This window comes from Natrononativus sp. DTA114 (assembly GCF_059736515.1).
This window is the reverse complement of record NZ_JCASSN010000003.1, coordinates 465496-479728: the sequence shown is the minus strand read 5'-3', so window position 1 is coordinate 479728 and position 14233 is coordinate 465496. Positions and strand designations below refer to the sequence as shown.

Sequence of the window (14233 nt, the reverse complement as noted above, 5' to 3'; positions counted from 1 at the left end):
GGTCTCCAGGCTGGAACTCGTTGGCACACCGCCCCAAACGCTTTTCGCCAGCCCTCCGTCGGCACGCGTATGAACGCCGAGGAGTACTTCGACGACGTGGCCGCCTTCTACGACGCGGTCTACCGCCAGCAGGCAGACAGCGGCGACGTCGCCTTCTACCGCGACCTCGCCAGCGGGGTCGACGGCCCCGTCCTCGAGGTCGGCTGTGGCACGGGTCGGATCTACCTCGAACTGCTCCGTGACGGCGTCGACGCTCACGGCATCGACGTCTCGGCGGGAATGCTCGAGGTGCTCCGGGAGAACGCGGCCGAGGCGGGGCTCGAGCCCCGCGTTCGGGCGGCCGACGTCAGGTCGTTCGAGCCCGAACGCGAGTACGCGCTGGTGATCGTCCCGTTCCGGGCGTTCTTGCACCTCCTCGAGACGGACGACCAGCTAGCGGCGCTCGAGTCGATCCACGACGCGCTGGCTCCCGGCGGCCGGCTGGTGCTCAACGCCTTCACGCCGAACTTCGAAGTGATCTGTGAGCGGTACGGCGAGTGGGACGAGAGCGACCTCGAGATCGACGGCCGGTCGTACACCTACCGGGTTCGGTCGGAACTGGCCGACGAGGTCGAGCAGCACACCCGCATCCGCTCCATCGTCCTCGACGCCGACGACCGGGTCGTCCTCGAGCGGGAAACCCGGATCGCCCTGCTCTCGAGGCGCGAGTTCGGCCTGCTGTTCCGGCTCTCGCCGTTCGAGGAGTGGGCCGTTTCAGGCGGGTTCGAGGGCAACGACCTCGAGTCGACGAGCCAGGAGATGGTGTGGACGGCTCGCCGGACGGCGTGAGCGGCGCTCGCCGGACGGAGCGAGGCGGGCGCGAACGCCCTGCTCACTCCGCCGATCCGGGCGACGACCGTCCGTCGGCAATGTGGACCTCGACGGCGTTCGGCTCGTAGGCGTTCGCTGCGTAGCCCCCCTCGTTCCAGGGGAACTCGTCGTTCTCGAGCGCGTCACGCCAGTCCTTCGGATCGGAGATCCGTGCGGGCTGCCGTCGGCCGTGTTCGTCCGACGCCCGCGAGAACAGCACGTGTCGGCCCGGGTCGGCGTCCCACTCGTACCGGAACAGGCGCCACGCGCCGTCGTACGTGGGGCCAAACGGCTCCGCGTCGTCCCACGTTTCACCGCCGTTTGTCGAAATTTCCACGCGGTCGACCCGGTCGTCACCCGCCCAGGCGACGCCGCGGACCTCGACCGTTCCGTCCGCCCGCGGTGCGACGGGCGATTCACCGTCTGGCACACCGATTAGTGACATCACGTTTGCGTCGAACGTGTACGGGTAGTCAACGCCGCTCTCGAACTGGTCCCAGGTGTCGCCCGTCTCGACCGTCTCGATCGAATCTGGGTCGATCCCCTCGGGGTGAAGCCGGTAGGCGGTCTGCTGCCAGTAGTCGTGGTCGCCGGGGCGCTCGAGCGCCCCCTGAGTTACCATCGAGTTCATCAGTCGCAGCTCCGAGAGCCACTTGACGTTGTTGACGCCGTACCAGCCGGGAGCGATCAGCCGGACCGGGTAGCCGTGTTCTCGCGGAAGCGCCTCGCCGTTCATCTCGTAGGCGAGGATGCAGTCCTCGAGCGCCTTCGAGAGCGGAATCGAGCGGGCGAACACGTCGTCGCCGTCGGAGGCATCGCCGCCGACCGCGGTGAGCCACCGCTCGTCGGCCGATTCGATTCCGTGTTCGCGGAGGATCGAACGCACGGGGGTGCCGGTCCAGAAGGCGGTGGCGGCGGCCTCGTACTCCCACTGGACGCTCCCCGTTTCGGGGTCGTGCTGGCCGCGCCCGTTGCCCGCACACTCCATCGTGTGTGCGACCGCCACCGTCGGATACTCGTCTCTGATCTCGGCGATCGAGAGTTCCCCCTCGAGATGGCCGGTGAGCGAGACGGTCCAGTCCTCTGCGGCCGCGTCCGGGATATCGTTTCGGTGACAGACGAAGTGCTCCTCGACGGGCGTCAGCCAGTTTGCAAACGTCCGCCGACGGGCGGCGCCGACGACGGTGTACTTGTCGGCCTCGTCTCGCGTCTCCGCGACGCCGCCCGCCCTCGCGTCGACGATCGTTTCGATCTCTTCGTGGCGGCTCTTTCGCGGGTTCTCGACCCCCATGACACTGACTGCCACGGCTGACAAGATAGCTATTTGCCCACCGGCCGCGCGCCGCCCAGGTCAGCGGTCCAGCCGCCGGTTTATGGAGCCACTCGACCGAGGCGGACACCTCGAGTCGCCGGGGTACGGGCCGATTCGCAGGGCTTTTGCCGGTTGTCGGGAAACGGGGCGGTATGACTGCGCCCTGGGACGACTGGAACCATATCCTCAAACTCGATCCCGACAAGGAACTCCCCGAGGGAGTGACCTACGGCGATCTCTGTGCGACCGGCACCGACGCCATCGAGGTCGGCGGTACGATGGGAATGACCGAGGAGAACATGACGGCCGTCATCGAGGCCTGCGCCGAACACGACGTGCCGCTCTACCAGGAACCCTCGAATCCGAGCGTCGTCGTCGAGAACGACGCGCTCGCGGGCTATCTCATCCCGACGGTGTTCAACGCCGGCTCCCCGTTCTGGATCACCGGGGCGCACAAGGAGTGGGTTCGCCTGGAGGGCGACCTCGAGTGGGACCGCACCTGGATGGAGGCCTACATCGTGATGAACCCGGAGGCCGACGTCGCCACGCTCACGGAGGCCGACTGCGACCTCACCGCCGAGGAGGTCGGCGCCTACGCGAAAGTCGCCGAGCGGATGTTCGGCCAGGAGATCGTCTACGTCGAATATTCGGGAACCTACGGCGAGGAGTCGGTCGTCTCGGCCGCGGCCGACTCCCTCTCGGAGTCGACGCTGTTCTACGGCGGCGGCATCCACGACTACGACTCCGCCTACGGAATGGCCCAGCACGCCGACGTGATCGTCGTCGGCAACCTCGCCCACGACGAGGGCGTCGACGCCGTCCGCGAAACGGTCGCGGCAGCGAACGACGCGTCGTAACCACCCGGGAGGCCGAACCTGTCACGTAATGGCCTAAACGGTTTTCGTGCTCCGTCGTACAGGGGGTGTATGAGTCTCCTCGCGGAGTACAAGGTTGCCGCGCCGTCGCTCTTTCTCTCGCCGACACTCGAGTCGGTCCCGGAACTCGAGATCGAACTCGAGCGACAGTTCGCTCTCGAGTCGTCCCGGCCGGTCGCCTTCTGCTGGCTCCGATATCGTCCCCTCGAGAGCCACGGCACCCGCGAGGCGCTCGAGGAGCTTGATACCGCACTCGAGACGGATCCGACCGTCGACGGATTCGAACGGATCGAACACGTCGGCGGCCGAGCGCTGTACCGGATTCACCGGAGCGAGACGGACGTTCTCGAGGCCTACGAGGAGTGGATGGCCGTCGGCGCGGAACTGCTTCGGTACCGTGGTAGCGGTCGCCGCTGGGAGGTGGAGATGCGCTTTCCCGACCGGGAGACGTTCACGACCTATTACTCGTTTCTCGAGGACGCCGGGGCTGTCTTCGATCTCCACCGGCTGTCCGACGGCGCCGACGCGTCGGCCACCGACGTCCTCACCGCATCACAGCGGGAGGCGGTGGCGCTCGCCTGGGAACGCGGGTTCTTCGACGTTCCCCGCGAGACGACCCTCGAGGAACTGGCGGCGGAACTCGGCATCTCCGATCAGGCGGTGAGCGAACGGCTGCGTCGGGGGCAGTCCCGGCTGGTCGGGGAGCACCTGTCCTGACGATCGCGACAGCGGTCACGGCGGTCCGTCGCTGGCCTCGACGGCAGCCCGGAGGCGAGGGAGAGCATCGGTGACGTCCTCCCGGCAGATAACGTCCGCGACGTCGTCGACAGGCGTCGACTCGAGGTTGACGACACCGACGGTGGCTCCGTTTCTCGCGGCGACTCGCGGCAGCGAGGCCGCGGGTTCGACGACGAGCGACGAGCCGACGGCGAGGAGAACGTCGCTCTCCCTGGCGAGCGACTGGGCGCGCTGGAGCACGGGTTCCGGCAGCCGTTCGCCGAAGAGGACGACGTCGGGTTTGTAGATCCCACCCGCGTCATTGTCCCCGCCGCAGTCACACCGGGGCGGCACCTCGCCGGTTTCGACCCGCTCGAGGACCGGTTCGGCGTCCGTCCGCTTCCCGCAGGTCGTACAGACGACGCGGTGGGCGTTGCCGTGGATCTCGAGGACGTCCGCACCCGCTCCGGCATCCGCGCCGTCGGTTCCGTCCCTGTTCCTCCCGCCGCTTCCGTCGGCGTCTCCCGAGAGGGCGCGGGCGGCCTCGAGGTGAAGCCCGTCGGTGTTCTGCGTGACGATCGCCTCGAGGTCGCCCGACTCGCCCAGGGCGGCCAGCGCCTCGTGGGCTGCGTTCGGTTCGTACTCCTCGCCGTACATCGCGCGCTGGAGGTCGAGGCGGTCGCGCCAGAATCCCGCAGGATCGCGACGGAACCGCCCGTGGGTGAACTGTCCCTCCTCAAACCGGTCCCAGACGCCGTCGTCGCCGCGAAACGTCGGCACGCCGGAGGGTGCGGAGATGCCGGCACCGGTGAGCGCGACGGTCGTCTCGGCTCCGCGGATATCGCTGGCGAGGGCCTCGAGGTCGTCCATACGCCGTGTAGTCGGTAGATCTACAAAAGTTCGAACGGTTACTGACTCGACCGTCAGTTCGAACTCGCGGCGATCGCTCGCCGTCACACATAGGCGGCTGGCCCTCGTTATCCGACGCGATGAGCGACGACACCCCTGCTCTTACCGGCGACCGCCCGCCCGGCCCCGACGGCCTCCCGCTCGTGGGCAACCAGCTTGCGTTTCTCCGCGACCCGTACGACTTCATGACGCGAACCGCCCGCGAGTACGGCGACATCGCGGCCTGGGAAGATCCCAGTGGGCCGACCTACCAGCTCAATCACCCCGACTACATCGAGCAGGTACTCGTCACGAACAACGAGAGCTACATTAAGGGCGAGCGGTTTCAGCACATCCTCCGGCCGGTTACGGGCAACGGCATCCTGAACAGCGAGGGGGCCGTCTGGCGGCGCAACCGCCACCTGCTCCAGCCCGCGTTCCACCCCGATCGGATTCAGGAGTACGCGACCATGATGACGGCGTTCACCGAAGACGCCCTCGAGTCCTGGGCGGACGGTCAGACACGACCGATCCACGAGGAGATGATGGAACTCACGTTACGGATCGTCAGCCGGGCGCTGTTCGGCGTCGACATCGACGACCACGTCGAGCGGATCGGCTCCTCGCTCGAGGAGTTTATGCTGGCGACCGAGAGCCTCTCGCACCTCGTCCTGCCGGCGTGGGTACCGACGCGAACCCGTCGACAGATCGAAGGGGCTCGCGACGACCTCGACGCTGTCGTCTACCGACTGATCGAGGAGCGCCGCCGGAACCCGACCGACCGGGACGTGATCTCGAAACTGCTCGAGGTCACCGACGAAAACGGGAACAGCCTCTCGGACGAGGAGATCCGCGACGAGGTGGTAACGCTGTTGCTCGCGGGCCACGAGACGACGGCGCTCTCGCTGACGATGACCGCGTACCTCCTCGCACGGAACCCGCAGGTGGAGGCGAAACTGGTCGAGGAACTCGAGGACGTCCTCGACGGCGCTACCCCGACGATGGGCGACCTCCCGGAACTCGGGTACACCGAGCGGGTGGTCAAAGAGTCGATGCGGCTCTACCCGCCGGTGCCCGGCATCGTCCGCGAACCGGTCAAGCCGGACATCATCGGGGGCTACGAGATCCGTCCCGGATCGACCGTTCGAATGCACCAGTGGGTCGTCCACCGCGACCCCCGGTGGTACGACGATCCGCTCGCCTTCGAGCCCGACCGCTGGACCGACGAGATGGAAGCCGACCTACCGAAGCTGGCGTACTTCCCGTTCGCGGCGGGGCCGCGGCGGTGTATCGGCGATCGGTTCGCGATGCTCGAGGCCCAGCTGATCCTCGCGACCATCTACCAGCAGTATCACCTCGAGCTCGTCCCAGGAACCGAACTCGACCTGCTGGCGACAATTACGGCACGACCGAAACACGAGATTCCGATGACGGTCAGGGAACGGTCGTAGATCCCACCGTTCGAGAGGCGGCCGCGACCCAGGTATCTCGAGCGTGGTAGCTGGCAACCCAGAACGATTGCGCTTAAGTCACGCCTGCGATAATCGGTGGGTATGCAGGACAGAACCTACACTGCCGACGCCGAACCCGGCGACGAGGTCACCGTCGCCGGCTGGGTCCACGAAGTGCGGGACCTCGGCGGCATCGCCTTCCTGATCCTCCGGGATACGACCGGGAAGATCCAGGTCAAATTCGAGAAGGACGAGATGGACGAGGAGCTCGTCGAAACCGGCCTCGGCGTCTCCCGCGAGAGCGTCGTGAAAGTCTCGGGCGCCGTCGAAGAGGAGCCCCGCGCGCCGACTGGCGTCGAGGTTACCCCGGAGTCGCTCGAGGTCGTCGCCCCCGCAGATCCCGAACTCCCCCTCGACCCCTCGGGGAAGGTCGACGCCGACATCTCCACCCGACTCGACAACCGCACGCTCGACCTGCGCAAGGACGAGGTCCAGGCGATCTTCACCATCCGCGCCGAGATCCTACGGGCCGCCCGCGAGCAGTTCCGCGCCGACGACTGCACCGAGATCACCACGCCGAAGATCGTTGCGACGGGGACCGAGGGCGGCACCGAGCTGTTCCCGATCACCTACTTCGGCCAGGAGGCGTTCATGAACCAGAGCCCGCAGCTGTTCAAGCAGCTGATGGCCGGCTCCAACTTAGAGCGCGTCTTCGAGATCGGTCCGATCTTCCGCGCCGAGGAGCACAACACGCCGCGACACCTGAACGAGGCGACTTCGATCGACTTTGAGGGAGCCTTTTGCGACCACCACGACGCGATGGACGTCGTTGAAGGCGTGGTGAAGGCCGCCTACGAGGCGATTTCGGAGAACTGCAGCGAGGAACTCGAGACCCTCGGCCTCGCCGAGGAGTTCGAGATTCCCGCCGAGGCGTTCCCCCGCCTCTCCTACGAGGAGGCCATCGAGCGTATCAACGCCACGGGCGAACTCGACGAACAGCTGGTGTGGGGCGACGACCTCTCGACGGAGGCGGAGAAAGCGCTTGGCGACGACGTCGGCGGTCACTACTTCATCACCGACTGGCCGAGCGAGATCAAGCCCTTCTACATCAAGGACCACGACGACGACGAGCAGCTCTCGACCGGCTTCGACCTGATGCACCCGCGGATGGAACTCGTCTCGGGTGGCCAGCGCGAACACCGCTACGACCACCTCGTCGAGGGGTTCAAACAGCAGGGACTCGACCCCGACCAGTTCGAGTACTACACCAAGATGTTCAAGTACGGGATGCCGCCCCACGCCGGCTTCGGCCTCGGCGGCGAGCGATTGGTGATGACGATCCTGGGCCTCGAGAACATTCGAGAGGCTGTTCTCTTCCCGCGAGACCGACAGCGACTCTCGCCGTAGGCGAGGTCGCTGTTCGTCGAGTGGGAGCCCGTAGGGCTCGCCGCTGACCGGCGAGCGGCCGCGAGTTCGTCCATTATTGATATATGGTAGCAATTAACACACAGCTGCGCGTAGCACAACTGGTGACCGACGGCGATGACCCTGACAACCGTTTCGCAGTACGATAGTGACAGGATCGAGAGCCGTGACGGACGCGCGGTCGTGGTCGGCGCAGGTATGGCCGGACTGCTGGCGGCTCGGGTGCTCGCGGATGCGTTCGACGAAGTCGTGGTGATCGAACGAGACGCGCTTCCGGAGGAGCCGACGCCGCGACGCGGCGTCCCGCAGGGGAACCATCCGCACTCGCTCTGGGAGAGCGGTCGAGCCACGCTCGAGGGCCTGTTCCCGGGCTTCAGCGAAGACCTCCGCGCGGCCGGCGGCGTGACGAGCGAACTCGGAAACGACTTCAAGATCTTTCTGCAGGGCGGGTACATGGCGCCGGGGACGGACCCCCACGTGATGTACTTCGCCACGAGACCGGTGTTCGAGTATCTGGTTCGCCGACACCTCTCGAGGCACGAGCGAGTCCACGTACGGCCACACTGTCGGCTCGTGGGGTATCTCACCGACGAAGAGGCGACGACCGTCGAGGGAGTCGAACTCCGGAATCGGGCGACCGAACCCGAGGATCTCGCGGCCGACCTGGTCGTCGACGCCACCGGCCGGACGAGCCGAACGCCGACCTGGTTAGACGGGCACGGGTACGTGCCGCCGCCCCTCGAGGAGATTCACATCGACCTGGGGTACGGCTCGACGTTCGTCGAGCGACCGCCGGACGAAACCCTGGCGTACGCCGTGGACGCGGAGGCGCCGAACACCCGCGGCGCCTTCGTCTTCCCAGTCGAGGAAGACCGGTGGCTGGTCAATCTACACGGCGTACACGGGGACCACCCGCCGACGGACCCCGAGCGATTCGTGCGGTTCGCCGACGGCATACCCACTCCTGCGGTGGCGAAACTGCTCGAGGAGTACCCGATGGTCTCAGAGGAGATCGTCAGCTACCCGTTCCCCTCGAACCGTCGACACCGGTACGAGGATCTCGAGCGGTTCCCCGAGGGGCTGCTCGTCATCGGCGACGCCATCGCCAGCTACAACCCGACCAACGGCCAGGGCATCTCGGTGGCTGCCCTCCAGGCGCTCGAGTTACACCGCGAACTGGCGGCGGGCGATCGAACGGGACTGGCCCTCCGGTTTTTCGACCGAGCCGCGGCGATCGTGGACGTCGCCTGGGACCTGACGGTCGGCAGTGACCTCGAGTTCCCCCAGACGGACGGTCCCCGACCTCGGGGCACGACCGTTCTCAACTGGTACCTGAACCGCATGGTTCGCCGGTCGCACACCGATAGCAGGGTATCGGATGTCGCGTTTCGGGTCTTCTCGCTGCAACAGCCGCCGTCCGAACTGTTCCGCCCGCGAGTCCTCTGGCTCGTTCTCGGACCGGCCCAGATCGTCGGGAAACCGCAGCAACGACGACTGCGGGAACCGCCTCGGGGTCGAGTCACCTGATCCGCTCTCCGGCGCTCGGTTCGGTGTCCCCGACCACAGCCTGACCGGTCGAGCGCGTCGGTCACTGCCGGTTCCGCGTCGACACGAGTCTCGGCACCGTTTTATTGCGTTTGCGCACCTACTAGCGGCGAATGCTTTCGTTTCTCGTGACCTACGGCACCGGTGAAGGGCAGACGGCGAAAATTGCCGACCGAATCGACGAGGTGCTGACGGCTCGAGGCCACGACGCGACGGTCGTCGATGCGAGCGAAATCAGGCCGGACCTCGAGCCCGCCTCCTTCGACGCGGTACTCGTCGGTGCGTCCGTCCACGGCGGCAAACAACAGAAAGCGGTCCGCGAGTTCGTCGAAACCAATCGCGACACCCTGAGAACGAAGCCGACGGCCTTCTTCCAGGTGTCGCTCTCCTCGGCCGAGGAGAGCGGGGAAGAGCAGGCCGCGGGCTACGCCGAGGGGTTCCTCGAGGAGACCGACTGGCACCCCGATCGGATCGGGCTCTTCGGCGGGGCGCTTCGCTACTCGGAGTACGGCTTTCTCAAGCGGCTGGTGATGAAGGGAATCGCCAGGCGGGCCATCTCGGAGATGCCACCGGCGGACGAGGCGGGCGACGTCGAGTTCACCGACTGGGCGGAGGTCGACGCGTTCGCCGCCGACGTCGCGGCGTTCGTCGAGGGGCGACTCGGGGTCGCGCCACCAGACGACGAGAGCGGCCTCGAGTAAACGGCACGGACCTCGGGCGGCCGCACCTGGATCTCGACCCGCCCGGCTATCGCGTCGTCTTCAGTGTTGCGAACACCCGCTCGCCGTAGATGGCGGCGCTCTCCTCGCCCGCCTCGAGTGCGCGGACCCAGTTCACGTACGCGGTGAAAGTGCCGAAGTCGACGTCCTCGGCCTCGAGGACGATCGCGTCGAGCGTCGGCGGCTCGGCCGTCGCGAGGACGTACGGCGCGTACGCCCCCGCGACGAAGCCGACGTCGCGAAGGACGCCGTCCTCGGGCGGGGAGGCGACGTAGACGAGATAGAGGTAGGAGTCGTCGCGCTCGAGTCGGTCGACGTCGAGACCGGTTGACTCGAGGGCCGTACCGAACGACTCGAGATCGTCGACGGGCGCGTCGAGTCCCGCTTCGATCCCCCGCTCGTACTCCTCGGAAAACTCCCGGACCGGAAGGTCGGGGCGGACGCGTTCGACCGGAATGTGCTCCTCGACTGGTTCGGGTCGCTCCTCGTACCCCTCGTCGTACTCGGTCGGACAGCCCGCGAGCGCGACCGGTGCGACGGCGGCGAGCGCGAGGACCGCCCGACGCGTCACTCCGGGCCGCGCCCGCCGTGTGGCGGACGCGTCGGTATCGGGTCGGTCGGCCGCTCGTGGGGAGGTCATTCGTCAGCCTCGTACGCCGAGTCGTCGCAAAAACCCGTCCCCGGTCGTCGCAAGCGGCCGGTTTATCGGCCAGCCCGGGGTAGGACACCGGATGGCGCTCGAGGGGTTCGTCGTCGGGTTGCTGGTCGCGGGACTCGCGATCCTCGCACTCGTCGTCCTGACGCGACTCGTCGACGAGCGCCCGCTCTCGCTGCCGATCGTCTACCTCATCCTCGGCGCGGCGGCCTTTACGGCGGCGCCGGCGCTTCCGTATCCCGACCCGATCGAGTTCGCCGACGAGGCCGAGCGGCTGACCGAACTCGGCGTGATCGTCGCGCTGATGGGGGCCGGACTCAAGGTCGGCCGCCCCCCGGGGTGGCCCGCCTGGGAATCGACCGCCCGACTGCTCGCGATCACGATGCCGCTGTCGATCGCGGGCGCGGCGGCGCTCGGGTGGGCCGTCGGGGGCCTGTTGCTCCCGACGGCCGTCTTGCTCGGGGCGGTAATCGCGCCGACCGACCCCGTCCTCGCCTCGGAGGTACAGGTCGAGGCACCCGACCGGCAGCGAGAGCGCGCCCTCGAGTCGGAGTCCGGTTCCGACGCGAACGACGCAGAAACCAGCTATGGGGCCGAGTCCGAGGGTTCGGACGAGGTTCGCTTCGCGCTCACCTCCGAGGCGGGGCTCAACGACGGCCTCGCCTTTCCGTTCTCCTACCTCGCGGTGCTCCTCGCGCTCGTGGGCTACGCCCCCGGACGGTGGCTCGGGGAGTGGCTCCTCGTCTTCGTCGCCTACAAGCTCGTCGTCGGGCTCCTCGGCGGTCTCGTCGTCGGTTGGCTGCTCGCGAGGCTCGTCTTTCGGTTCTCGGCGAACTCGCCGCTCTCGAGATCGGTGCAGGGACTCGAGGCCGTCGCCGGGACGCTGATCGCCTACGCGGCGGTGGAGCTGGTCGGCGGCTACGGCTTCATCGCCGTGTTCGTCGCCGCGGTGACGATCCGGGAGTACGAGCGCAACCACGAGTACCACGAGGCGCTCCACGGGGTCGCCGAGATGGGCGAACAGCTACTGATGGTGGCGATTATGGTCCTGTTCGGCGGGGCGCTGGCCGACGGCTTGCTCTCGGCGCTGACGTGGGAGGGCGCCCTCGTCGGCATCGGGATCCTCGTCGTCGTCCGGCCGCTCGCCGGGCTGGTCGGGCTGATCGGCTTCGATCACGGCTGGCGCGAGCGCGCCGTCATCTCGACGTTCGGGATCCGCGGCATCGGCTCGTTCTACTACCTCTCGTGGGCCCTGAACACCGCACCGTTTCGCAACGCCGAGTTGCTGTGGTCGATCGTCGGCTTCGTCGTCCTCGTCTCGGTCGTCGTCCACGGGATCGCCGCGTCCCCGGTGATGCGGTGGCTCACCGGCAAGCGGTAGCGAGGGCTCGGCGGTCGTGCTCGATCGGTCTCACCGCCGTTCGAGTACCGTTCCCTCGTCGCCGACGACGAGTCCACGACCGTCCTCGAGCGCGACTCCCCGGAGGGGGCCTGGCGCGCTCGTCGCGATCCGCTCCCAGTCGGCGGCCGGATCGCGGCGTTCAGCGATGCCCCCTGTCTCCTCACAGACCGCGACACAGCCGTCGTCTCGAGCGATCCCCGTCAACGCCGTCTCGCCGACTCGCTCGGGCGTCCACGCGGTCCCGTCGTCCCGGTGAACGGTGCCCGCGTCCGTGGCGACGAGGCAGTCGTCAGGCGCCGCCGGCGCGAGCGCCGTGAGGGTGCCGTCGGCGCCCTCGAGTCCGACCGCCTCGAAGCTCTTCCCGCCGTCTTCGGTGACGAAGACGCCGCCGTTCGTATCACAGCAGTAGCCGACGCCATCCGCGAGGGCGACGTCGCTCAGACTCGAGCCGCTTCCCGGTTTCACCGGTTCCCCCCAGGCGAGGTCGCCGTCGCGGTACCGCCCCCGAAGGACCTCGCCGGAGCCGTTGATCAGCAGGACGGTTTCGTCGCCCTCGGTGCCGGAGACGGCGACGCCGGTCAGGTTGTCCGTCAGGTCGTTTGGCGCCGAGTGGTCGACGTGGCGGCCGGTGTCGACCTCGAGTCGGCCGACAGCGCCGTTGTCGCCGGCCATCCAGACGATCCCCGCGTCGGCGGTGCCGTCGACCCCGTAGAGGGTCTCGCCGTTCGCGCCGGGGCCGTCCTCGAGGACGGTCGTCCACTCCTCGCCGTCGCTCGCGATCACGACGCCGCCGTCGCCGACCGCAACGGCCCCGATCGAGGCGACCGCGACGTCGAACAGGGCGGCGTCGGTCGGCACGTCGACCGCCGTCCACTCGAGTTCTCGGTCCCGATTCGGTTCGCTGCCCTCGTCGTCGCTCGTCCGTTCGTCGGTGGCCGTCGGCGCATCGTCGGTCACAGCAGCGCGACCGTCGACGGCCCCATCTGCGCTCGATTCGGGGGGATGGCGACCGCCGTCGTCCGAAACGGGTTCGGACGGCTCCTCGGATGCGCCCGACTCTCGAGTCCCTCGCCGGTCTGCGAAATAGAGGCCGACCGGCGGTAGGACGTAGCTCGCGATGGCCAGGACGGCAAACCAGCGGTGAACGAACGTTAGCATCCCGAACCCGGTCAGCCCTGCGGTCGAGACGCCGTGGATCCACGTCTTGGTGTATCGACGGAAGAACGCGAGAAAGCCGTCCGACTCCCCCGCTTGGCGGCCGGTGGCGGTCGACGACGTTCCCATTGCTCGAGGGAGGTGACGTGGACGGAAAAGCCACGAGCCTGGATATGCCAGAGCCGGAGAAATCTTCACCGTTATACCGTCCGAGCCGAAACTCGACCGTATGCGCGAGGAGGCGACTGCGTTCGTTCCGGGCCACATCACCGGGTTCTTCAGCACCCACCCGGACGACGATCCGACAAAAGCGGGTTCACGAGGCACGGGGCTCACGCTCACCGACGGCGTCGAGGTGACGGTCGAGCCGGCCGACGAGCCGGCGGTCGTACTGGACGGCGAATCGACCGCGATCGAACCGGTTCGGACGGTGCTCGAGACCCTGCAGGCGCCGGCCCGCGTCACGGCCGACTCCGACCTTCCCCTCGGAGCGGGGTTCGGCGTCTCGGGGGCAGTCGCCCTGGGAGCAGCGCTCGCGGCCAACCACGTCTTCGACCGACGACTCTCGGTGAACGAACTCGTCACGATCGCCCACGGCGCGGAGGTCCAGGCCGGGACCGGTCTGGGTGACGTCGTCGCCCAGGCTCGCGGGGGGATCCCGATCAGGCTCGAGCCGGGCGCGCCCGCCTCCAACAAACTCGACGGCATTCCGGCGCGCGCTCGCGTCGAGTACGTTTCTTTCGGCGAACTCTCGACCGAAGCGGTGCTCTCCGGGGACACCGAGGCACTGACGGAAGCGGGAACACAGGCGCTCTCGAGAGTCGTCGAAGAGCCGACGCTTCCCTCCTTTATCTACGCCTCGCGAGCGTTCGCCCGCGAGGCGGAACTGGTGACCGAGTCGGTGGGCAAGGCGCTGACCGACGTCGCCGCCGTCGACGGCCAGGCGTCGATGGCGATGCTCGGCGACACCGTGTTCGCACTCGGCACCGGACTCTCCGATGCCGGCTACGAACCCGCGGTCTGTGCGACCCACCCCGCCGGCGCGATGCTGAAGTAATTAAGTGCCGGCACACCCCTCACTTTTAGAATCTGTTCGAAGTGGAAATTACTGTTCTCGAGGCTCTCGGCCCGATCTGTCTCGTCCGGATCGCTGCAATTTCCGGGCGACCCGGCCAATCCGCACCGACCACGCTCAATCTTCTCGTCGAGGTCGGGCGATAGATCGGTTCTCGAGCCCGAA

Annotated in this window: 13 protein-coding genes; 9 read left to right on the top strand and 4 right to left on the bottom strand. The window is 67.7% G+C overall.

What is annotated here, in order from left to right:
- Positions 1–69 precede the first annotated feature (69 nt).
- The gene (locus AC6I6S_RS12465) at positions 70–828 is read left to right on the top strand and encodes a class I SAM-dependent methyltransferase (RefSeq protein ID WP_497950520.1); all 759 of its coding nucleotides are present in this window, start codon (positions 70–72) and stop codon (positions 826–828) included.
- A 43-nt stretch (positions 829–871) separates the two neighbouring features.
- On the opposite strand, the gene AC6I6S_RS12460 is transcribed toward AC6I6S_RS12465, so the two are convergent.
- Positions 872–2140 carry a sulfite oxidase gene (locus AC6I6S_RS12460; protein ID WP_497950519.1) on the bottom strand — a complete coding sequence of 423 codons (1269 nt, stop codon included), beginning with the start codon at positions 2138–2140 and terminating at the stop codon, positions 872–874.
- A gap of 173 nt (positions 2141–2313) precedes the next feature.
- On the opposite strand from AC6I6S_RS12460, the gene AC6I6S_RS12455 reads away from it, so the two are divergent.
- Positions 2314–3018, top strand: a complete 705-nt coding sequence (locus tag AC6I6S_RS12455; protein WP_497950518.1) for a phosphoglycerol geranylgeranyltransferase — start codon at positions 2314–2316, stop codon at positions 3016–3018.
- Positions 3019–3087: 69 nt separating this feature from the next.
- Positions 3088–3753, top strand: a complete 666-nt coding sequence (locus AC6I6S_RS12450; RefSeq protein ID WP_497950516.1) for a helix-turn-helix domain-containing protein — start codon at positions 3088–3090, stop codon at positions 3751–3753.
- A 15-nt stretch (positions 3754–3768) separates the two neighbouring features.
- Here the strand turns inward: AC6I6S_RS12450 and AC6I6S_RS12445 are convergent, their stop codons facing one another.
- Entirely contained in the window at positions 3769–4623 is an 855-nt protein-coding gene (locus tag AC6I6S_RS12445) for an SIR2 family NAD-dependent protein deacylase (protein ID WP_497950515.1), read from the bottom strand.
- A 119-nt stretch (positions 4624–4742) separates the two neighbouring features.
- Between AC6I6S_RS12445 and AC6I6S_RS12440 the strand changes: the two genes are divergently transcribed.
- The 4 genes from AC6I6S_RS12440 (at position 4743) to AC6I6S_RS12425 (ending at position 9763) form a co-directional block, all read left to right on the top strand.
- Positions 4743–6092, top strand: a complete 1350-nt coding sequence (locus AC6I6S_RS12440; protein ID WP_497950514.1) for a cytochrome P450 — start codon at positions 4743–4745, stop codon at positions 6090–6092.
- Positions 6093–6194: 102 nt separating this feature from the next.
- Positions 6195–7499 carry an aspartate--tRNA(Asn) ligase gene (gene aspS, locus AC6I6S_RS12435; protein WP_497950513.1) on the top strand — a complete coding sequence of 435 codons (1305 nt, stop codon included), beginning with the start codon at positions 6195–6197 and terminating at the stop codon, positions 7497–7499.
- A gap of 135 nt (positions 7500–7634) precedes the next feature.
- Positions 7635–9044 (top strand): NAD(P)/FAD-dependent oxidoreductase, encoded by a 1410-nt coding sequence (locus AC6I6S_RS12430; RefSeq protein ID WP_497950511.1) that lies wholly within the window; start codon positions 7635–7637, stop codon positions 9042–9044.
- A 131-nt stretch (positions 9045–9175) separates the two neighbouring features.
- A complete protein-coding gene (locus tag AC6I6S_RS12425) occupies positions 9176–9763 on the top strand; it encodes a flavodoxin domain-containing protein (protein WP_497950509.1) in 588 nt (195 codons plus the stop codon).
- 46 nt (positions 9764–9809) lie between these two features.
- Here AC6I6S_RS12425 and AC6I6S_RS12420 read toward each other — a convergent pair whose 3' ends face one another.
- A complete protein-coding gene (locus AC6I6S_RS12420; RefSeq protein WP_497950507.1) occupies positions 9810–10421 on the bottom strand; it encodes a DUF8159 domain-containing protein in 612 nt (203 codons plus the stop codon).
- 91 nt (positions 10422–10512) lie between these two features.
- On the opposite strand from AC6I6S_RS12420, the gene AC6I6S_RS12415 reads away from it, so the two are divergent.
- Positions 10513–11817 (top strand): cation:proton antiporter, encoded by a 1305-nt coding sequence (locus AC6I6S_RS12415; RefSeq protein ID WP_497950505.1) that lies wholly within the window; start codon positions 10513–10515, stop codon positions 11815–11817.
- A 30-nt stretch (positions 11818–11847) separates the two neighbouring features.
- Here AC6I6S_RS12415 and AC6I6S_RS12410 read toward each other — a convergent pair whose 3' ends face one another.
- Positions 11848–13122, bottom strand: coding sequence for a WD40/YVTN/BNR-like repeat-containing protein (locus AC6I6S_RS12410; protein WP_497950503.1), 1275 nt, complete (start codon positions 13120–13122; stop codon positions 11848–11850).
- 100 nt (positions 13123–13222) lie between these two features.
- On the opposite strand from AC6I6S_RS12410, the gene AC6I6S_RS12405 reads away from it, so the two are divergent.
- Positions 13223–14050 (top strand): pantoate kinase, encoded by an 828-nt coding sequence (locus tag AC6I6S_RS12405; RefSeq protein ID WP_497950501.1) that lies wholly within the window; start codon positions 13223–13225, stop codon positions 14048–14050.
- The last annotated feature ends 183 nt before the right edge of the window (positions 14051–14233 follow it).